At 43.6% G+C, this 19,577-nt stretch carries 16 protein-coding genes; 12 read left to right on the forward strand and 4 right to left on the reverse strand.

The window, feature by feature from the left end:
• Window positions 1–22 precede the first annotated feature (22 nt).
• Window positions 23–1,078, reverse strand: a complete 1,056-nt coding sequence (locus BACCELL_RS05000) for a porin (protein WP_034754665.1) — start codon at window positions 1,076–1,078, stop codon at window positions 23–25.
• Between the two features lie 317 nt (window positions 1,079–1,395).
• Between BACCELL_RS05000 and xyn10D/fae1 the strand changes: the two genes are divergently transcribed.
• The 9 genes from xyn10D/fae1 (at window position 1,396) to BACCELL_RS05045 (ending at window position 11,511) form a co-directional block, all read left to right on the forward strand.
• Window positions 1,396–3,546 carry a bifunctional endo-1,4-beta-xylanase/feruloyl esterase gene (gene xyn10D/fae1, locus BACCELL_RS05005; RefSeq protein WP_007210502.1) on the forward strand — a complete coding sequence of 717 codons (2,151 nt, stop codon included), beginning with the start codon at window positions 1,396–1,398 and terminating at the stop codon, window positions 3,544–3,546.
• Between the two features lie 292 nt (window positions 3,547–3,838).
• Window positions 3,839–4,138, forward strand: coding sequence for an AAA family ATPase (locus tag BACCELL_RS05010; protein WP_007210504.1), 300 nt, complete (start codon window positions 3,839–3,841; stop codon window positions 4,136–4,138).
• Between the two features lie 429 nt (window positions 4,139–4,567).
• Entirely contained in the window at window positions 4,568–5,647 is a 1,080-nt protein-coding gene (mnmA, locus tag BACCELL_RS05015) for a tRNA 2-thiouridine(34) synthase MnmA (RefSeq protein ID WP_007210506.1), read from the forward strand.
• 16 nt (window positions 5,648–5,663) lie between these two features.
• Window positions 5,664–7,034, forward strand: a complete 1,371-nt coding sequence (locus BACCELL_RS05020; RefSeq protein ID WP_007210507.1) for a S8 family peptidase — start codon at window positions 5,664–5,666, stop codon at window positions 7,032–7,034.
• Between the two features lie 68 nt (window positions 7,035–7,102).
• Window positions 7,103–8,341, forward strand: a complete 1,239-nt coding sequence (xseA, locus tag BACCELL_RS05025; RefSeq protein WP_007210508.1) for an exodeoxyribonuclease VII large subunit — start codon at window positions 7,103–7,105, stop codon at window positions 8,339–8,341.
• A 9-nt stretch (window positions 8,342–8,350) separates the two neighbouring features.
• The gene (gene xseB, locus BACCELL_RS05030; RefSeq protein WP_007210509.1) at window positions 8,351–8,566 is read left to right on the forward strand and encodes an exodeoxyribonuclease VII small subunit; all 216 of its coding nucleotides are present in this window, start codon (window positions 8,351–8,353) and stop codon (window positions 8,564–8,566) included.
• Between the two features lie 52 nt (window positions 8,567–8,618).
• On the forward strand, window positions 8,619–9,638 hold the full coding sequence (locus tag BACCELL_RS05035) for a branched-chain amino acid aminotransferase (protein WP_007210510.1): 1,020 nt from the start codon (window positions 8,619–8,621) through the stop codon (window positions 9,636–9,638).
• Window positions 9,639–9,641: 3 nt separating this feature from the next.
• The gene (gene trmB / locus BACCELL_RS05040) at window positions 9,642–10,400 is read left to right on the forward strand and encodes a tRNA (guanosine(46)-N7)-methyltransferase TrmB (protein WP_007210511.1); all 759 of its coding nucleotides are present in this window, start codon (window positions 9,642–9,644) and stop codon (window positions 10,398–10,400) included.
• Window positions 10,401–10,410: 10 nt separating this feature from the next.
• Window positions 10,411–11,511, forward strand: coding sequence for an Mrp/NBP35 family ATP-binding protein (locus BACCELL_RS05045; RefSeq protein ID WP_007218763.1), 1,101 nt, complete (start codon window positions 10,411–10,413; stop codon window positions 11,509–11,511).
• Window positions 11,512–11,615: 104 nt separating this feature from the next.
• Here BACCELL_RS05045 and BACCELL_RS05050 read toward each other — a convergent pair whose 3' ends face one another.
• From BACCELL_RS05050 to BACCELL_RS05060, 3 genes are read right to left on the reverse strand one after another with little or no spacing between them, the layout of a single operon-like run.
• Window positions 11,616–13,643 carry a M56 family metallopeptidase gene (locus tag BACCELL_RS05050; RefSeq protein WP_007210513.1) on the reverse strand — a complete coding sequence of 676 codons (2,028 nt, stop codon included), beginning with the start codon at window positions 13,641–13,643 and terminating at the stop codon, window positions 11,616–11,618.
• A gap of 17 nt (window positions 13,644–13,660) precedes the next feature.
• Window positions 13,661–14,737: a TlpA disulfide reductase family protein gene (locus tag BACCELL_RS05055; RefSeq protein ID WP_007210514.1), complete on the reverse strand. Its 1,077-nt coding sequence runs from the start codon at window positions 14,735–14,737 to the stop codon at window positions 13,661–13,663.
• A 17-nt stretch (window positions 14,738–14,754) separates the two neighbouring features.
• A complete protein-coding gene (locus BACCELL_RS05060; protein WP_007210515.1) occupies window positions 14,755–15,111 on the reverse strand; it encodes a BlaI/MecI/CopY family transcriptional regulator in 357 nt (118 codons plus the stop codon).
• A gap of 202 nt (window positions 15,112–15,313) precedes the next feature.
• On the opposite strand from BACCELL_RS05060, the gene BACCELL_RS05065 reads away from it, so the two are divergent.
• The 3 genes from BACCELL_RS05065 to BACCELL_RS27255 all read left to right on the forward strand — a co-directional run.
• The gene (locus BACCELL_RS05065; protein WP_007210516.1) at window positions 15,314–16,378 is read left to right on the forward strand and encodes an SGNH/GDSL hydrolase family protein; all 1,065 of its coding nucleotides are present in this window, start codon (window positions 15,314–15,316) and stop codon (window positions 16,376–16,378) included.
• Between the two features lie 21 nt (window positions 16,379–16,399).
• Window positions 16,400–18,691 carry a GH92 family glycosyl hydrolase gene (locus BACCELL_RS05070; RefSeq protein ID WP_007210517.1) on the forward strand — a complete coding sequence of 764 codons (2,292 nt, stop codon included), beginning with the start codon at window positions 16,400–16,402 and terminating at the stop codon, window positions 18,689–18,691.
• Window positions 18,691–19,577, forward strand: an 887-nt coding sequence (locus tag BACCELL_RS27255) for a beta-N-acetylhexosaminidase (RefSeq protein WP_044153343.1), incomplete at its 3' end; no start/stop codon positions are given. The genes BACCELL_RS05070 and BACCELL_RS27255, both read left to right, overlap by 1 nt.

Genomic DNA, 19,577 nt, shown 5'->3' on the forward strand with positions numbered 1-19,577 from the left:
GTTGGCAGGTGCATGTGAGGTGTTAGAACCGAACCATCAGTTCCAATACAATCTTATCTTGTTCAGACTCTTTGGCAATACTGTTTTTGGCATAGAAATACTTTTCGTAGTTCAGCCGGAGATCTGTGCGGAATGCCTTGCTGAGACTGAAAGTGATACCTCCGGTTATACGGTGGCGTTTGTAGTCGGTGGTAGTCAAGGCTCCGGTTTCTTCGTTGATGGCTTTACCATCGCTTTGACTGGTCATCATATCATAGCGTGCCAGAAAGGACATCTTGCTGAATACTTTTTGTAAGGGGAGGTCGTAATTGATAAAACTATTTACGGCATGCACGTTGTCATAGGCATTGTCTGCATAAGTTTTGTACAAATACTCTCCTTCAATATGGAAGCGCCCGAATTCATAGAAAGCACCGATGTCATACGAGTTTATCCTTATCTCTTGTGGCTGGATGCTCTGTATGCTTAAAGCCAGATTCAGCTTTTTGGCGAAAAGGAATTGTGCTTTGGCGGAATAGTTTACCTCTTTGTGCCATTCTTTTTGATTGGTCAGTCCCGAACCATTGTAGAGTCCGCCTTCTAAGGTTACAGGTATTCCAGTGCCGAATTTATATCCCAATGTAACACCAACGTCACGCACATTACCAACTTGTTTCGCAATAAACGAACGGTTAGCGAAATATTGCTGATGTGGAGAGCGGTGGGCGTCGATTGTAAATGGTACTCGCATTTGTCCTGCGGTGACGGTCAGGTCTTTTATTGGGAAAAGGCGGGCGTAGGCATCCAGCATTTTGATTTGTCCTTCATCGGAGAGATCAATTTCCGCCTTATAAGCTACGATGGGTAATACATTTCCGGTAATGCTGATGCGTGCATTGCGTACTTCGAAACGACTGGCAGCCATTTCTGTCTGATACTCAAACTTAGTACGGATAGTACCGTGTATTTCCGGCAGGTAATCCTTTGTTTCCAGCTCTTCTTTATCAATCTTCTTTCCGTCCTCGTTGCGGTACGGAGTCTGAGCGTTTGCTGTCAGCGACAGTAGGATGATGAGCAACATGAATGCGCTTTTCTTCATAATCATTAGTTGTAGTCGATTAATTTATGGCGGCAAAGTTCAGACATGTGTGTTATATTTTTGTGTCATGTATGTTTCGTTTTGGTTACAATCATCTTTTTCTCTTTACTTCAGTGGCGGTACTGACCTTGAGAATCCATTTTCTTTCACTTTTACTAAAGGAGGTAACATAAGCGAAAAAACGTGTTACACAAATATGAAGAATCTTTCAGAAAAAAGCATTCTTTTGTAACCGTTTCCAATTAGTGAGTGATATGCATGTACAAATACATGGTAGATAATAGATATACTATGAAAACCTTTTAAATAATTATCAGATGAAACATTTATTCAAATTTTCCCTTTGCGCATTGGCATTGACCATGGGCGCAAATACCGGATTCGCACAAAGCGGAGAAACGGGGCTGAAGGATGCCTATAAAGATTACTTCTCTATCGGCGTGGCTGTTAATATGCGTAACATCTCGAATCCTGAACAGATTGCCATTATTAAAAAAGACTTCAACAGTATTACGGCAGAAAACGACATGAAGCCGCAACCCACCGAGCCTGCCTACGGACAGTTCAATTGGGAGAATGCCGACAAAATTGCCAATTTTTGCCGTAGCAACGGAATCAAGTTACGCGGGCACTGTCTGATGTGGCATGCCCAGATAGGAGAATGGATGTATAAAGATGAAAAAGGGGATTTAGTGTCGAAAGAGAAACTTTTTCAAAATATGAAACATCACATTACAGCTATCGTGGAACGCTACAAAGACGTGATATATGCGTGGGACGTTGTGAATGAAGCAATCTCCGATGGTGGCTGGCAGGGTGGCCGACGAGGCATGGGAGAACACCCAAGTCCGTATCGCAATTCCCCTCTTTATCAGATTGCCGGTGACGAGTTTATTAAGAAAGCCTTTATTTATGCCCGTGAGGCCGATCCTAATGTACTCCTTTTCTACAATGACTATAATGCTGCTGATCCTGGAAAACGCGATCGCATCTATAATATGGTGAAATCCATGAAGGAAGAAGGTGTGCCCATTGATGGTATTGGCATGCAGGGACATTACAATGTCTATGGTCCGAGCATGGAAGATGTAGATGCTGCCCTGACGAAATATTCTACTATAGTGAAACATATCCATATTACTGAGTTGGATATTCGTGCCAATCAGGAGATGGGAGGACAGCTCAACTTCAGTCGTGACGGCGGCAACATCAGTCAGGTAGTAAAAACGCTTCAGGAAGATCAGTATGCTCGCTTGTTTAAAGTACTTCGCAAACATAAGGATGTGGTAGACAATGTTACTTTCTGGAATCTTTCCGACCGCGATTCATGGCTCGGTGCACGTAACTATCCGTTGCCTTATGATGAAAATTATAAGGCGAAACGTGTCTATAGTATCATTAAGGATTTTGATCCGGCAAGCGATACTGCTGTAGTGAAAGAGGATTTCCGTCCTTCTGTACTTAATCAGCCCGGACAGCAATATCCTATGGTCAATTCGCAAGGATACGCCCGCTTCCGTGTAGTTGCTCCTGATGCCAAATCAGTCATTGTCAGTCTTGGATTAGGCGGTCGTGGTGGCACAGTTCTCCGCAAAGATAAAGAAGGTGTATGGGTAGGTACTACAGATGGCCCCATGGATGAGGGATTCCATTATTATCACCTGGCTATCGATGGTGGTGTGTTTAATGATCCGGGTACTAAGAATTATTACGGTTCTTGCCGATGGGAAAGTGGTATTGAAATTCCGGCTCATGATGAGGATTTCTATGCTATGAAGCAAGTGCCTCATGGAAATGTTCAACAGGTTTATTTTTATTCCAAGAGCACAGATACCCATCGTCGTGCATTTGTTTATACACCGCCCACTTACGGAAAGGATAAGAAGAAATATCCGGTTCTCTATTTGCAGCACGGATGGGGAGAAGATGAAACGGCATGGTCCAACCAGGGACATGCGAATCTGATTATGGACAATCTGATTGCTGAAGGCAAGATTGAACCGTTCATCATTGTAATGACGTATGGTATGACGAATGATGTGAAATTTGGACATATCAAAGAGTTCACGGCTAAGGAGTTTGAAACGGTGCTGGTAGACGAACTGATACCTTATATTGATAGTAACTTCCGTACACAGGCCGACAAGAAGCACCGTGCAATGGCGGGACTTTCTATGGGTGGTTTTGAAACGAAACTGATAACCTTGCGTCGTCCGGAAGTATTCAATTATTACGGGTTACTGAGCGGTGGTACCTATGCACCGGGCGATATCAAGGATAAGAATCAGGTGGCATCCATTTTCATCAGTTGCGGAAGCAAGGAGAATCCGGATGGTGTGACTAAAGCCGTGAATGACCTCAAGGCGGCCGGTTTTAAGGCAACGTCTTTCGTTTCTCCCGATACGGCCCATGAATTCCTGACTTGGCGCAGGAGTTTGTATCACATGGCACAGTTACTTTTCAAATAAGGAATAAACAGGCGTGGAATTTCACGGATTTTTCTTTTGCTTATTCCGTGAAATTCCGCGTAATCTGTACGAAGCGTTTCTGTTTGAAGATGCATAGGAGAGTTTGTAGGCAACCCAACTGATATTTATACTTAATAAATGTAGCATTCTTACGAGGTTTATAATTTATATTTAATAAAATTGCTATATGTGCATTGTTTGTTAATCATAAATTATAAAAGTATGAAGCTGATAAATCGCCCTTTGTATACAGTATAGAATACGTCCTTTTATAGGGAAAGGTATCATTAAAGTGCTGACCGGACAACGGCGGGTAGGGAAGAGTTGTATTTTAAAGCAGCTTCAAATTGATATTCTTAAAGAGAATCCTCAGGCAAATATTCTTTATATCAATATGGAATACGAAGAATTCAGGGGAATTCGGAATGATACGGATTTATTCGAATATCTGCGCGATAAGTTTCAGGAAGGTGTGGATACGGACAATTATCCAAAGTATGTTGTCAGTCTGGATGAGTTTAATCGTGGAGGAGATGTGCAAGGCATACAACACCTGCATTTGTCGGACTTTCTGAAGAAAGAGGTGCTATGATAATACCTCGGAATTTTGTTCGATATAGTTAGAATCTCACCGTCAGTTCCAACATAGTCTTATCCTGTTCTGGTTCTTCAGCAATGCTGTTTTTTTAACATAAAAGTCGACTTTATACTATGGGTAAGATGCTATCCGTAATACTGATGTGTGTAATTTCTTGGGGCGTTTGAGCAAGTTGCGGTCTGCCATGAAATAGACTTTAGATACGCTGACTTCTAAGCTGTGAACTTATTACTATTCTTATTTTTGTTTACTACGGAGAACTTGCGAGTTGTACAACTCGTAAGTTCTCCATAGCTGCAAAGGCACGGAAAGGTAAGGAGAAACAAAGAGAATGATGTGAAGTCATGTGAAAAAGGTATGCCTTTTCTGTTTCTTCTCCCCGAAATCATCTATTTTTGTAAGCTAATAGAATGAATATCTAAAATGAACAGTCCTGATAAGCGAGTATTGGTGGGCATGAGCGGCGGTATAGACAGTACTGCCACTTGCCTGATGTTGAAAGAACAGGGGTATGAGATAGTCGGATTGACCATGTGGGTGTGGGGAGACGAACCTGTGGAAGCTCGGCAACTTGCCGGCAGTATGGGTATCGAACACCATGTGGCTGATGAACGTGAGGCTTTTCGTAAAGTAATTGTGCAGAACTTTATTGATGAATATTGTCAGGGGCGGACTCCAAATCCTTGCGTGATGTGTAATCCTACCTTTAAATTCCGCATACTAACAGAGTGGGCAGACAAACTAGGTTGCGCATTTATCTCTACCGGGCATTATAGCCGTCTGGAAGAAAAGAATGGAAAGATATATATAGTGGCCGGAGATGACGATAAGAAAGATCAGTCTTATTTCCTCTGGCGACTGGGACAGGATGTGCTGAGGCGTTGCATTTTTCCGCTGGGCACCTATACGAAGTTGCAAGTGAGGGAATATCTGCGTGAGAAAGGTTATCAACTGAAGGCGGAAGAGGGAGAGAGCATGGAGGTTTGTTTCATCAAAGGTGATTATCGGGACTTTCTGCGTGAACATTCTCCTGAAATAGATAGTGCGATTGGTCCCGGATGGTTCGTCAGTTCCGAAGGAGTGAAGTTGGGAGAGCATAAAGGTTTTCCTTATTATACCATTGGACAACGGAAAGGGCTGGAAATAGCTTTAGGGAAACCGGCTTATGTGTTGAAGATAAATCCGCAGAAAAATACGGTGATGCTGGGTGATGCCGAACAATTGCGGACAGAATATATGTTAACCGAACAGGATAACCTTATTGATGAGCAGGAATTCTTTTCGGCTTCCGATTTGACGGTACGCATCCGTTACCGAAGCAAGCCGATTCCCTGTACGGTGAAAAGGCTGGAAGATGGGCGGTTGTTTGTACATTTCCTGTCAGAGGCATCGGCTATTGCACCCGGTCAGTCGGCTGTATTCTATATTGGAAGGCGGGTAGTAGGTGGTTCTTTCATTGCTTCCCAACGGGGTATCGGGCTGGTTATTTCAGAAAATGAATAAGTAATAAAATAATAGAATGAGAAAATTAATATCCTTTTTAGCCATTGCCCTGCTTGCAACAGGGGCATCGGCGCAACAAGATACATTGAAGTATCGCATTAGTTTAAAAGATAAAGCTGCTACAGAATATTCTTTAAAAAAACCGGAGAAATACTTGTCGGCAAAAGCGATTGAGCGCCGCCGGAAGCAGAACCTTCCGATTGATTCTACAGATCTCCCGGTATGCCGTAAATATATAGATGAAATCCGCAAACAGGGAGTGAAGATTGTGGTAACGGGGAAATGGGATAATTTTGTAACGGTGTCCTGCAACGATACGACTCTGATTGATCGTATTGCGGCACTGCCTTTTGTGCTTTCAACAGAGAAAGTCTGGATTTCTCCCAGTGCCGGCAAACCATCGATGGCGACGGAACGTGATTCTGTGTTGAACCAACCGACGATACATCCGGATAGCATTTATGGGCGTGCTATCACTCAGATTCAGATGAGCAACGGTGACAAATTACACGAAGCGGGCTTCAAAGGGCAGGGTATGACAATTGCGGTTATTGATGCCGGATTTCATAATGTCGATAAGATTACTGCTATGCAGAATATCCGTATTCTCGGTACAAAGGATTTTGTAAACCAACAGGCTGATATCTTTGCAGAAAGCAGCCATGGGATGAGTGTACTGTCCTGTATAGGTATGAACCGACCTGATATAATGACGGGGACGGCTCCCGAAGCTTCTTTTTGGTTGCTTCGCAGTGAGGATGAATATTCGGAACACCTGGTAGAACAGGATTATTGGTCGGCTGCGGTTGAATTTGCCGATAGTGTGGGAGTGGATGTAATCAATACATCTTTGGGATACTACTCATTTGATGATAAATCGAAGAATTATAAATATCGAGATTTGGATGGACGTCATGCATTGATGTCGCGCCAGGCTTCCCATATTGCAGATAAAGGAATGATACTGGTATGCAGTGCCGGCAACTCCGGTGCGGGTTCCTGGAAAAAGATCACTCCTCCGGGAGATGCTGATAATGTATTGACGGTAGGAGCGATTGACAAGAGAGCTGTACTGGCTACTTTTTCTTCCGTAGGTAATACAGCGGATCATCGTGTGAAGCCGGATGTGGTTGCGGTAGGGGTTGGATCGGATGTGATCCGTACGGATGGTAACCAGGGACGGGCTAACGGTACTTCTTTTTCTTCACCTATCATGTGCGGTATGGTGACATGTTTGTGGCAGGCTTGCCCGACGTTGACGGCAAAAGAAGTGATTGAGTTGGTGCGCCGATCCGGTGACCGTGCCGGTTTCCCGGATAATATCTACGGATATGGAGTACCTGATATGTGGAAGGCATACAATGATTATAAATCAAATAATAAATAACTGATTACAAGCTGTTACTCGTAGTTCGTCACTTGTAGCTGGTAGCTTGTCACTCGTAGCTGAACAATATGGAAGCATTATCTTTACTGGAACTTAATGCCTTGGTGCGCCGCAGTCTTGAACAATGCCTGCCTGATGAATATTGGGTACAGGCAGAGTTGAGTGATGTGCGAACGAACAGTACCGGGCATTGCTATCTGGAATTTATTCAGAAAGACCCCCGTAGCAATGGTCTGGTTGCAAAGGCGCGGGGTACTATCTGGTCGAATGTCTATCGGCTGCTGAAACCTTATTTTGAAGAAGCGACAGGGCAGGCTTTTGTTTCCGGTATTAAGGTACTGGTTCAGGTTACTGTCAGTTTTCACGAGCTTTATGGCTATAGTCTGACCGTACAGGATATCGATCCTACTTATACGTTAGGAGATATGGCACGTCGTCGTCGGGAAATACTGAAGCAACTGGAAGAAGAAGGTGTCTTGACGCTGAATAAAGAGTTGGAAATGCCAACTTTGCCGCAACGCATTGCTGTGATATCCTCTCCAACAGCCGCAGGCTATGGTGATTTCTGCCATCAGTTAAAGAATAATCCCAGAAACTTTTTCTTTTATACAGAATTGTTTCCCGCCTTGATGCAAGGCGATAGGGTAGAAGAATCTGTATTAGCAGCTTTGGATCTAATCTTAAATCGTCAGAATGATTTTGATGCCGTAGTCATCATCCGTGGCGGTGGAGCAACTTCCGATCTTTCCGGTTTTGATACGTATTTGCTTGCTGCCGCTTGTGCCCAATTTCCGTTGCCTATAATTACCGGAATAGGGCATGAAAGAGATGATACGGTACTCGATTCTGTGGCGCACACCCGTGTGAAAACCCCGACTGCTGCTGCAGAGTATCTTATAAATTGCATGGATCTTGCTGCTGATGAACTGGAAGTGCTTATCACCCAATTGCACGACAGCGTGATTTCCCGTTTGACGGAGGAACATCGAAGGCTGGCCTTGTATAGAAACCGTATTCCTTCTGCTGTTGTCCGTCGCGTATCTGATGCCAAGCTTGCATTGCTTACCGCCCGGAAGGATATCTCACAGGCTGTTACAACCTCTCTCGCGCGCCAGCAGCATCGCCTGGATTTGTTGCGGCAGCGTCTTGTAGATGCTTCGCCAGAGAAAATGCTTGCCCGTGGCTATAGCATTACTTTGAAAGATGGAAAAGTAGTGAAAGATGCCACCCTCTTGAATGAAAAAGATGAAATACTCACCCGTTTTTACCGGGGTGAAGTGACCTCCGTCGTAAATCATAAATCATAAAATATTCCTATGTCTACTTCAAAGAAAAAAGAAACCTATTCCCAAGCCATGGAGCGCTTGGAGAAGATTGTCCGTCAAATAGACAATAATGAATTGGAAATTGATGCGCTTGCCGAAAAAATAAAGGAAGCGAATGAGATTATTGCGTTTTGCAGCGATAAATTGACCAAAGCTGACAAGGAAATCGAAAAATTACTGTCGGAGAAGCGGGAAAGTGAAGAATAAAGACTAAATTTGTTGCAGAATGTACGTAATGAGATTACTAATACTTTGAGATATGAAAGAAATAGATTGGTCTAATCTGTCATTCGGATACATGAAGACAGATTACAATGTGAGAATTAATTTCCGCGAAGGTGAGTGGGGAAAACTTGAAATCAGCAGTAGCGAACTTATCAATCTGCACATGGCAGCTACCTGTCTGCATTATGGACAGGAAGCGTTTGAAGGCTTAAAGGCATTCCGTGGCAAAGATGGTAAGGTGCGTATTTTCCGTTTGGAAGAGAATGCTGCCCGCTTGCAGTCTACGTGTCGTGGTATCATGATGGCAGAATTGCCGACAGAACGTTTCAAAGAAGCTGTGCTGACAGCGGTGAAAATGAACGAACGCTTTATACCGCCTTACGAGAGCGGTGCTTCCCTTTATATCCGTCCGTTGCTGATTGGAACCGGGGCACAGGTGGGGGTGCGTCCTTCCAATGAATATATGTTCCTGATATTTGTTACTCCGGTAGGTCCGTACTTTAAAGGCGGTTTTGCAGCTACTCCTTATGTCATTACACGTAAGTATGACCGTGCTGCTCCGCTTGGAACTGGTATTTATAAAATCGGTGGTAACTATGCAGCTAGCTTGCGTGCCAGCCACGAAGCACATGCGGCAGGGTATTCCGCAGAGTTCTATCTGGATGCAAAGGAGAAGAAGTACATCGACGAGTGCGGCGCTGCCAACTTCTTCGGAATAAAAGATAATACTTATATTACTCCTCTGTCTACTTCCATTCTGCCATCCATTACCAATAAGAGCTTGATGCAGTTGGCCGAAGATATGGGCATGAAGGTGGAACGTCGTCCGGTGGCTGAAGAAGAACTTACTACGTTCGAGGAAGCCGGTGCATGTGGTACGGCTGCGGTGATTAGCCCGATTGAGCGCATAGATGATCCTGAAAACGGACATTCTTATGTAATAGCCAAGGACGGCAAACCGGGACCTGTCTGCACGAAGTTGTACAACAAATTGCGTGGTATTCAATATGGTGACGAACCTGACACGCATGGCTGGGTAACCATTGTGGAATAACGCATGAGTAAAGGTAAGTTAGCGAAGTTTGCCGATATGGCAAGTTATCCGCATGTGTTCGAATATCCTTATTCAGCAGTAGATAACGTGCCCTTTGAGATGAAAGGAAAATGGAACGAGTCATTCTTCGGGAATGACCGTCCCATTGTTTTGGAATTAGGTTGCGGACGTGGTGAATATACCGTCGGGCTGGGACGATTGTTTCCTGATAAGAATTTTATCGGAGTGGATATTAAAGGTTCCCGTATGTGGTCCGGTGCTACGGAGTCATTACAGGCAGGCATGAAGAATGTTGCCTTTTTGCGTACGAACATTGAAATAATCGACCGCTTTTTCTCGGAAAATGAAGTGAGTGAAATCTGGTTGACGTTCTCTGATCCGCAAATGAAGAAAGCTACCAAGCGCCTTACTTCCACTTATTTCATGGAACGTTATCGTAAATTCCTAAAACCGGATGGTATTGTTCATCTCAAGACAGATAGTAACTTTATGTTCACTTATACCCGTTGTATGATCGAGGAAAATCATCTTCCGATGGATGTGCTGACAGAAGATCTGTATCACTCCGGCATGGCTGATGAAATTCTCAGCATCAAAACCTATTACGAGCAACAGTGGTTGGACCGTGGATTGAACATCAAGTATATCAAGTTCCATCTGCCGAAGGAAGGCGAACTGCACGAACCCGATGTGGAAATAGAGTTAGATGAGTATCGCAGTTATAACCGCAGTAAGCGGAGTGGGCTGCAAACTTCAAAATAAAAAAAGAGTAATGACACTTTATCCTAAACTAATTTTAGATGCACTGGCCACAGTGCGATATCCCGGTACCGGAAAGAATCTGGTTGAGGCGGAAATGATTGCCGATAATTTACGTATTGACGGGATGAAAGTTAGTTTCTCACTGATATTTGAGAAACCGACCGATCCTTTCATGAAATCTGTAATAAAGGCAGCGGAGGCGGCTATTCATACGTATGTATCTGATGAGGTAGAAATAACCATTACTACGGAAAGCAAACAGGCAGCACGTCCCGAACCAGGCAAATTATTGCCTCAAGTAAAGAATATTATCGGTGTTTCTTCCGGTAAGGGTGGCGTAGGTAAATCAACGGTAGCTGCTAACCTCGCAGTATCTTTGGCGAAGTTGGGTTACAAGGTTGGTTTGTTGGATGCCGATATTTTCGGACCATCCATGCCGAAGATGTTTCAGGTGGAGGATGCGCGTCCTTATGCTGAACACGTAGACGGTCGTGACCTGATTGTACCGGTTGAGAAGTATGGTATCAAATTGCTTTCTATTGGTTTCTTCGTTGATCCTGATCAGGCTACGTTGTGGCGTGGCGGCATGGCAAGCAATGCCTTGAAACAGCTGATAGGGGATGCGAATTGGGGAGAGCTTGACTATTTCTTAATCGACCTTCCTCCCGGAACGAGTGATATTCACCTGACAGTGGTTCAGACATTGGCACTGACAGGAGCTATCGTAGTCAGTACACCGCAGGCTGTGGCATTGGCAGATGCCCGCAAAGGTATCAACATGTTTATCAATGATAAGGTGAATGTGCCTATTCTCGGTTTGGTAGAGAATATGGCCTGGTTTACACCTGCCGAACTTCCGGAGAATAAATACTATATCTTTGGAAAGGAAGGTGCCAAGAAGCTGGCGGAAGAAATGAATGTGCCTTTGTTGGGGCAAATTCCTATTGTACAAAGCATTTGCGAAAGTGGCGATAAGGGTACTCCGGTAGCACTTGACGAGAATACCGTGACCGGACGCGCTTTCCTGCAATTAGCGGCAAGCGTGGTTCGCCAAGTAGATAAGCGGAATGTGGAGATGGCACCGACAGAAGTAGTGAAGATGCATAAATAAATGGTTATCTGCATCCTACTCTTGATTGTGCTGTTAAAAATCAGGAGTAGGACATTGCAGATAATCTTTATGTGAGAGAGAATTAATGTTGAAAAGAGATTGTTTTATTGTAATCTGAATACGATAGGGAATGTATATTTTACGTTGACCGGCATTCCTCTTTGTGTACCAGGTTTCCATTTAGGCATACTTGCAGTGACACGAATTGCTTCTGTATCCAATAAGGGGTCTACGGGCTGGGTAACTTTGGGATTGGTTACATTACCGTTCTTATCAATGATGACTTGCATTATGACTCGTCCTTGGATTCCGGCTTTTTGTGCCTCTACCGGATATTTGATATTCTTAGACAGATATTGCATCAGTCCTCCCATGCCACCGGCAAATTCAGGCATGTTTTCAACCACTTCAAAAACTGGGTCTTCCTCTGCAGGAGCTTGTTTGGAGGCATACCCCACAACAACGGTTTCATCAATTTTAGGTATAGGCTTATACTCCTCTTTTTGACCATCATCCGATAAGCGGAACATAACAGGTACCGTATATTTAACTCGGACAGGTTGGCCTTTTTGCATGCCGGGTTTCCATTTAGGCATTAAACTGATAACACGTATAGCTTCACCATCCAAATCCGGATCGACTCCACGAATGATTTTGGGTTCAGAAATTGAGCCATCTTTATTGACGACAAATTGCACTGTAACTCGACCTTGCGTATGGTTTTTCTGTGCATTAATGGGATATTGAATGTTTTTCGACAGGAATTGCATCAGTCCTGACATGCCGCCATCAGGGAATTCAGGCATTATTTCTACTACTTCAAACACCGGGTTGTTAGGATCATTGGAAGGCGGATTCTGCCATTGGTCATCCATGACGATCTTTAGATTGGTTCTCTCTTTTTGATCGTATCGGATTCCTTTCAGCATATATTTATCGTTTTTATTCCATATGACTCCTATATGGGCATTCTCAAAAGCCATGAAAGAGAAATTCCCATTTTTGTCTGTAACAAATGATTGATTTTGAGGGAGTTTGTGGCTACCATCAATGAGAAGTTCGGCGCCTTCCACCGGCTTTCCGTCTTTATCCACTACTTTTCCTTTGTAGGTCACGAGTTTGTCCTTATCCTGTTGTGATATGGGCGTTTCCACCGGTATTGCTTCAGTAGCAACTTCCATCTCCGGCGTTGTTGAATTGGACGCCAGATTCTCTTCTACAGCTTCTATGACATCTTTTGCCATCTCCTTCGTGGTACGGGCCACGGCTTCGATATTGCTGATTATCATAAGTAAGGCTGCCAAGGGGAGAAACATAAGGTATTTAGTTCTCCCTATTTCTCGGGTTCTCTTTTTGTTCATCATTTTGATGCGTTTTTTTAAAGGTAATACATTAAAACTGTTATAGATAGTTGCTGCAGCCTTATGGTGTGATAATCCTAACAGGTGATACTGATAGGCTTTAGAGTCATGTCCGGTTTCCAGTACGCGGTTGTCCGCCAGATATTCCAGATTAGTGCGGATTTCCCGTTTCATGAGCCAGGCAAAAGGATTGAACCAGCAAAATATACATACAATCTCACTGACAAGTACATCAATGGAATGCCATTGGTTGGCATGAGTTTGTTCGTGGGTTAATATTTCGCTTAGTTCATCTTCTGTATGTGAAGTCGGATGGATAAAAATCCAGTGGAAGAAGGAAAAAGGTCCGCTTGCTTGTCTGAGCAGATGTACATTCGTATTTCCTATCTTTGCTTTCCGGCAACGGAAAGCTAAACGGATAATTCCAGCCAACTGTATGAAAAAGCGGATCGCTAATACAATTACCATTCCCCAATAAGCAAAACCGACCGTTTGGAGCAGTAGGGTTTTCCAGTCGGAAGTTGCCTGTTCCGGTGTTATCGTAAATTCCGGTAAAACGATGTCAGCGTATAAATCTGCCATGGCTACCATAGGCTCCTGTTCCGTGATCCATGTCTGTATATTCAGTAGCGGATAGACGGCAGAAATGGCAAAGAAACAGAGCAAAGCGGCTCTGCGCCACGTGAAGAACGTGTCTTTATAGAAAAATAGCCGGTAGAACGCATAAAATAGCGCAATGGCTACATTGATTTTTAGAAAATAAGCTAACATCTTGATTTGTTTTGTTATTATTTGTCTTTCATAATCTCAGCCACTTTTTGTTTCATTTCATCTCCCCTGAGATTGCGCGCAACAATAGTACCATCCGGGGCAAATAAAATGATATGCGGGATACCATTGACGCCATAAAGTTCCATTACTTTTTGTCGGGTATCCAGTAGCTGTGGCCATGTCATATTCAGATCTCCTATCGCTTTAATAATTCTGTCTTTTTTATCCCAGGTTGCAATACCTAATATAACCAGGCCTTTGTCTTTATATGTATTGTAGATTTCTGCTAAATTGGGTATTTCTTCCCGGCATGGAGCACACCAGCTTGCCCACATATCAACAAGAACATAATTACCTTTGCCTACAAAATCAGACAATCGTGTTTCTTTACCTTCTGTGTCTTCACCGGCTATATCGACAAACGGCTTGCCTACTGCAGTGCTCTTTAGTGCTTCGAAACGTGCTTTTATTGCCTGTACTGTTTTTAAGGAATTCAGCCAATTGCCTATTTCTGTCTGAAGAGCATCCATTTCATCGGTATTACATGCCATACTATAATCTCTGAAAGCATATTCTCCCACACCATTATCCTTGTTGGATATAATTTGTTGTTTTAGATATCCAAGGAGTGATGGGCGGATTTTCTGCTCATAATATTCTGCCCATACCGGTTGCCAGTCTTCTGCATTCGGCTTTTCTTTTTTAAGTTCTGCCAGATGTGCGAATCCTTTTTTTCGGATACTGTCGACTGTAGCTATCGTCTTGTTGAAAGCTTCATTTAGTTTTGTACCCGTAGGGACATGAGTATATAGATTGACTTTTATAGTTCCTTCGTCCAAAATAAAGTTGCCATAGTTGCGTCCTGCATCGATTCGACAAAACGAGGGGATTGCAGTCCGTCCCTCAAATACAAACTTCTGATTTTCAACTCGGGTACTATCAATATAGCGATTGTCATCATATCGCATGATGTATAACATTTTTCCATTAAACGAATTATCTGTCAATTCGCCTTCTACTCTATAGGAGTAAGTAGTCTGTGCGTGAGCAATGAAACTTACCAGACAAGCTAATAAAGAAAAATAGTATTTCATGCGATTCTTTTTTATGTTTATCTTTTTTCAATCATATCTATTATATCTTTCAGGTCTTTAGTTGAAATCTTTTGCTCTTTGGCAAAGAAAGAAACCATTTCCTTATAAGAATTTTCAAAGTAGTTACGCACGAAGCCGCTCATGAAGGTACGCTTGTATTCGCTTTCACGAATGGCAGGTGTGTATTGATATGTATTCCCTACGCGAGCGGCTGTAACATACTGTTTGCGTTCCAGGTTTTTAATGATGGAAGCCACGGTAGTGTAGGGAGGTGCCGGTTGGGGATATTTGGCAACAATGTCTTTTACGAAACAACTGCCCAGTTCCCAAATGTAAATCATTGCTTCTTCTTCTTGTATAGTCAACTTTTCCATGGAAATAAAGTATTAAAATGAATTCGACACAAAACTACGAATATTTCGTAATAAAGCAAACTTCAGACGGTTAATAAGTGTGAATGCACTCAAAAGAGCTGTGGAGCCATAATAGGAGGTCTATTACCTGTTAATTGATGTAAAACTGTTTATAAATGCAGTTTTTCAGTGTACCTTTGAATCATCTTAATATCTACTAATCATGAGAATCAGAGTTTTTATTTTGGGATTGTTGCTGGCTGCATCCACTCAGGCCCAACTTCTTTATCGCGATGCTTCCGTTTTCCCCTTGTTGGGCAAGGCAACGGATGCTACTCTTACCCGTTACGAACGCCTTCCGGCTTCTTTGGAATCGGTTTCCCGCAAACCGCTTTGGGATTTAGGACGCAATAGTGCCGGACTTGCTTTGCGCTTCCGTTCCAACTCTACATGCATTGGGGCAAAGTGGGAAGTGAGGGATAACAGAAGCATGAACCACATGACTCCTACCGGAATCAAGGGATTGGATCTTTATTGTCTGCAAGATGGTAAGTGGGTTTTTGCCGGTAGCGGGCGTCCTCAGGGAAAGGTAAATGAAGCTACTATCGTGAAGAATATGGATCCTGAAGAACGGGAATATCTTTTATATCTCTCTTTGTATGACGGGGTCACCTCATTGACAATCGGTGTGGATAGCCTTTCTACGCTTGACCAGCCTGCTGTTGATTTGCCGGTACGTGAGAAGCCCGTTGTTTTTTATGGGACCAGTATTTTGCAGGGTGGTTGTGCTTCCCGTCCCGGAATGGCCCATACAAATATTCTGGAACGTTGGCTCAATCGTGAATGTATCAATTTAGGGTTTAGCGGTAATGCTTTGCTCGATCTGGAGATTGCGGAACTTATAGCTACGGTCGATGCTTCCATGTTTGTGCTTGATTTCCTTCCTAACGCCACAGTGGAACAGATGAAAGAACGGGCGGAGAAATTTTACTCTATCGTTCGCAGCAAACATCCCGATACTCCCATACTTTTTGTAGAAGATCCTATTTTCACTCATTCCCGTTTTGATAAAAGGGTTGCTCGGGAAGTGAAAGCTAAAAATGAAACGATTGCGGCTATTTTCCAGTCAATGAAGAAAACGGGTGAGAAGAATATCTATCTTCTTTCTTCAAAGGATATCATCGGGCACGATGGTGAGGCTACTGTTGATGGTATTCATTTTACAGATCTGGGCTTTATGCGCTATGCGGAAGTATTATATCCGTTAATTAAAAAACATATCCGGTAATTTTTTCTATTTTATTATTCTATGAAACATGGCAGGTCTTGGCTATCGGCTTTATTGATTTCTTTTTCTATTTTGTCATTTGCTCAAAAAGAGCCGGTGGATTATGTCAATACGATTATTGGTGCTTCAACTTCGGCAGAGGCCGGAAAGTCGGGGCATGGATTGGGGAAAACCTTTCCGGGAAGTTGTACTCCTTTCGGACTTGTACAGTTGAGTCCGGATACTAAAACCGGTGGCGATAATGGTCCCGGATATTCGTGGCATCATTCTACTATCGAAGGCTTCAGCTTTACGCATTTAAGCGGTATCGGCTGGTATGGTGATTTCGGAAACTTTCTGGTAATGCCTACCACCGGACCATTACGGACATTCAAGGGAACCGAAAATAAACCGGAGGAAGGTTACCGTTCCAGATATTCTCATGATACGGAGATTACACAGGCCGGATACTATTCGGTATACTTGCAAGATTATCAGGTGAAAGTGGAACTGACATCCGCACCTCGTTCGGGGATTCTGCGTTTCACATATCCGGAGTCGGAAAAGTCACGTATCCAGATCGATCTGGCCCGTAGAATTGGTGGCACATCCGATGAACAGTATGTGGAAAAAGTAGACGAATATACGATTCGGGGATGGATGAAATGCACGCCCGCTTGTGGAGGTTGGGGAAATGGCTCGGGTAAATCTGATTATACCGTTTACTTCTATTGCTGTTTCGATCTCCCATTGACGGAATACGGTGTTTGGAGTGCTTCTATTCCTGAGGGTATTAGCAGAAAGAATGATGCCAATGATAATCCGGCCTATTTCAACTATATTAAGGATGCTCGGATAATACCTGCTCCCGGGAAAGCAAAGGGAAAGCACTTGGGCTTTTATACAGAGTTTCCTACCCGGAAAGACGAACAGGTGCAACTGAAGTGCGGTATATCGTTTGTCAGCATGGAAGGTGCCCAGCGCAATCTGGAACAGGATATTCCGGACTGGAATTTTGAGCGGGTAAAAGAAAATACACGTAATCTGTGGAATCAGGCACTCTCTTCGGTGAAGGTTGAGGGAAGCGAAAGGGATAAGACTATCTTTTACACCTCTTTGTATCATACAATGATCGATCCACGCTGCTTCTCTGATTGTGACGGCCGATATATAGGTGCGGATAAGAAGATTCACCAGACTGGGAATTTTACTTATCGTACTGTATTTAGCGGTTGGGATGTATTCCGTAGCCAGTTTCCATTGCAAACATTGATTAATCCCCGATTGGTGAATGATGAGATAAACTCTTTGATTCAGATTGCGCAATTAAGTGGGAAGGAGTATTACCCGCGTTGGGAAGTAGTGAATGCATATTCCGGCTGTATGTTGGGAAATCCCGCTATCTCGGTGCTGGCGGATGCCTATGAAAAGGGGATCCGGGAGTATGATGTACAGAAAGCCGTTGAATATGCTGCGAATACACAGAAGCAGTTTGGTAATGGAGACCTGGGATATACTCCCGGCAGTCTTTCCCATACGTTGGAGTATGCTTATACGGATTGGTGCTTAGGACAACTCATGAGTTCCTTGGGCAAAAAGAAAGAAGCAGCTGAATATGAAAAGCGTGCCAAAGCTTACCGGAATGTGTGGTGCGACAGCGTGCAGTGGTTCCGTGCCCGTGTGAAGGGTGGAGGCTGGTTGCCTTGGCGAGGTCGTACGGCACAGGATCAGGGTACTACGGAAAGCAATCCTTTCCAGCAAGGTTGGTTTGTCCCTCATGATATTGACGGAATGAAAGCGCTGATGGGAGGACAAAAGAAGTTTGATGCGGAATTGGAAGAGTTCTTTGCCAATGTTCCGGAGGATTTTTTGTGGAATGATTATTATAATCATCCTAATGAACCAAACCATCATGTACCATTCCTTTTCAATTACTCTTCTTGCCCGTGGCTGACACAGAAGTGGACGAGAAAGATTTGTGATAAAGCTTATGGTGACGATGTTCTGGGATTGTGCGGAAACGAAGATGTTGGGCAGATGTCGGCATGGTATGTATTGGCCGCTATGGGCATCCATCCGGTTTGTCCGGGAAATCCCCGTTATGAGATTACCAGCCCTGTTTTCGAAAGCGTAGAGATAAACCTGGATACGCATTTCTACTCCGGTAAGAATTTCAAAATCATAGCGCATAATAACTCGCCTCAGAACATCTATATCCAGTCGGTATCATTGAACGGTAAGAAATTGAACCGTTTGTGGATAACGCATGATGAGATCGTGAAAGGCGGGGTACTGGAATTTGAAATGGGAAATTGTTTTAAAATATATCAATGATGACAACTAAAATTAACCTGTTGGCAGTGAGTCTTTTTCTGCCAGTCTTTATCTCTGCACAAAATGTGATTCCTGAACCGGCACAATATCGCCCGGCAAAAGGAGAGTTCGTACTGTCTATTGCCGAAAATAAGGCACTTGAGACCAATAATGTACTTCCGTCACGAGTGGTACAGCGTATTGCACCGGATTGCACTACGGGGGCTGATGAGGCTTATCGTTTGGAGATAACTCCCGATTCTGTTTTTATTCAATCGGCTACTGTAACCGGAGCATTCCGGGGAGAAGAAACTTTGAAGCAACTTTTGCGTTCCGGGAAAGGCACTACGAGCGCTTGTGTAATCAATGATGCTCCCCGTTATTCGTGGCGGGGTTTTATGCTCGACGAGAGCCGTCATTTCTTTGGCAAGGAGAAAGTCAAGCAATTGCTTGATATAATGGCTTCTCTTCGTCTGAATGTTTTTCATTGGCATCTGACGGATGAACCGGGATGGCGTATTGAAATAAAGAAGTATCCTCTGTTGACAAAGGTTGGATCTAAAGGGAATTATCATGATCCATCGGCACCTGCTGCTTTCTATACGCAGGAGGATATTAAAGATATTGTTGCTTATGCAGCTGCACGACACATAATGATTGTGCCGGAATTTGATATGCCCGGACATGCCACTGCTGCTTGCCGTGCTTATCCGGAATTGTCTGGTGGGGGTGAAGGACGATGGAAAGATTTTACTTTTCACCCGTGCAAAGAAGAAACGTTTCGTTTCATAAGTGATGTGCTGGATGAACTGATCACTTTGTTTCCCTCTCCTTATATTCATATTGGAGGTGATGAAGTACATTTTGGTAATCAGGAATGGTTTACAGATCCACAAATACAGCAGTT

It is taken from the genome of Bacteroides cellulosilyticus DSM 14838 (assembly GCF_000158035.1).
Classification (GTDB): Bacteria; Bacteroidota; Bacteroidia; order Bacteroidales; family Bacteroidaceae; genus Bacteroides; species Bacteroides cellulosilyticus.

Excerpts from the sequence above, each read along its gene's own strand:
- mnmA (WP_007210506.1), top strand. The coding sequence starts at position 4,568 with ATGAACAGTCCTGATAAGCGAGTATTGGTGGGCATGAGCGGCGGTATA.
- BACCELL_RS05035 (WP_007210510.1), top strand. The coding sequence starts at position 8,619 with ATGAAAGAAATAGATTGGTCTAATCTGTCATTCGGATACATGAAGACA.
- BACCELL_RS05060 (WP_007210515.1), bottom strand. The coding sequence starts at position 15,111 with ATGGAAAAGTTGACTATACAAGAAGAAGAAGCAATGATTTACATTTGG.
- trmB (WP_007210511.1), top strand. The coding sequence starts at position 9,642 with ATGAGTAAAGGTAAGTTAGCGAAGTTTGCCGATATGGCAAGTTATCCG.
- BACCELL_RS05000 (WP_034754665.1), bottom strand. The coding sequence starts at position 1,078 with ATGAAGAAAAGCGCATTCATGTTGCTCATCATCCTACTGTCGCTGACA.
- xseB (WP_007210509.1), top strand. The coding sequence starts at position 8,351 with ATGTCTACTTCAAAGAAAAAAGAAACCTATTCCCAAGCCATGGAGCGC.
- BACCELL_RS05070 (WP_007210517.1), top strand. The coding sequence starts at position 16,400 with ATGAAACATGGCAGGTCTTGGCTATCGGCTTTATTGATTTCTTTTTCT.
- BACCELL_RS05065 (WP_007210516.1), top strand. The coding sequence starts at position 15,314 with ATGAGAATCAGAGTTTTTATTTTGGGATTGTTGCTGGCTGCATCCACT.
- xseA (WP_007210508.1), top strand. The coding sequence starts at position 7,103 with ATGGAAGCATTATCTTTACTGGAACTTAATGCCTTGGTGCGCCGCAGT.
- xyn10D/fae1 (WP_007210502.1), top strand. The coding sequence starts at position 1,396 with ATGAAACATTTATTCAAATTTTCCCTTTGCGCATTGGCATTGACCATG.
- BACCELL_RS05020 (WP_007210507.1), top strand. The coding sequence starts at position 5,664 with ATGAGAAAATTAATATCCTTTTTAGCCATTGCCCTGCTTGCAACAGGG.
- BACCELL_RS05055 (WP_007210514.1), bottom strand. The coding sequence starts at position 14,737 with ATGAAATACTATTTTTCTTTATTAGCTTGTCTGGTAAGTTTCATTGCT.
- BACCELL_RS05050 (WP_007210513.1), bottom strand. The coding sequence starts at position 13,643 with ATGTTAGCTTATTTTCTAAAAATCAATGTAGCCATTGCGCTATTTTAT.
- BACCELL_RS05045 (WP_007218763.1), top strand. The coding sequence starts at position 10,411 with ATGACACTTTATCCTAAACTAATTTTAGATGCACTGGCCACAGTGCGA.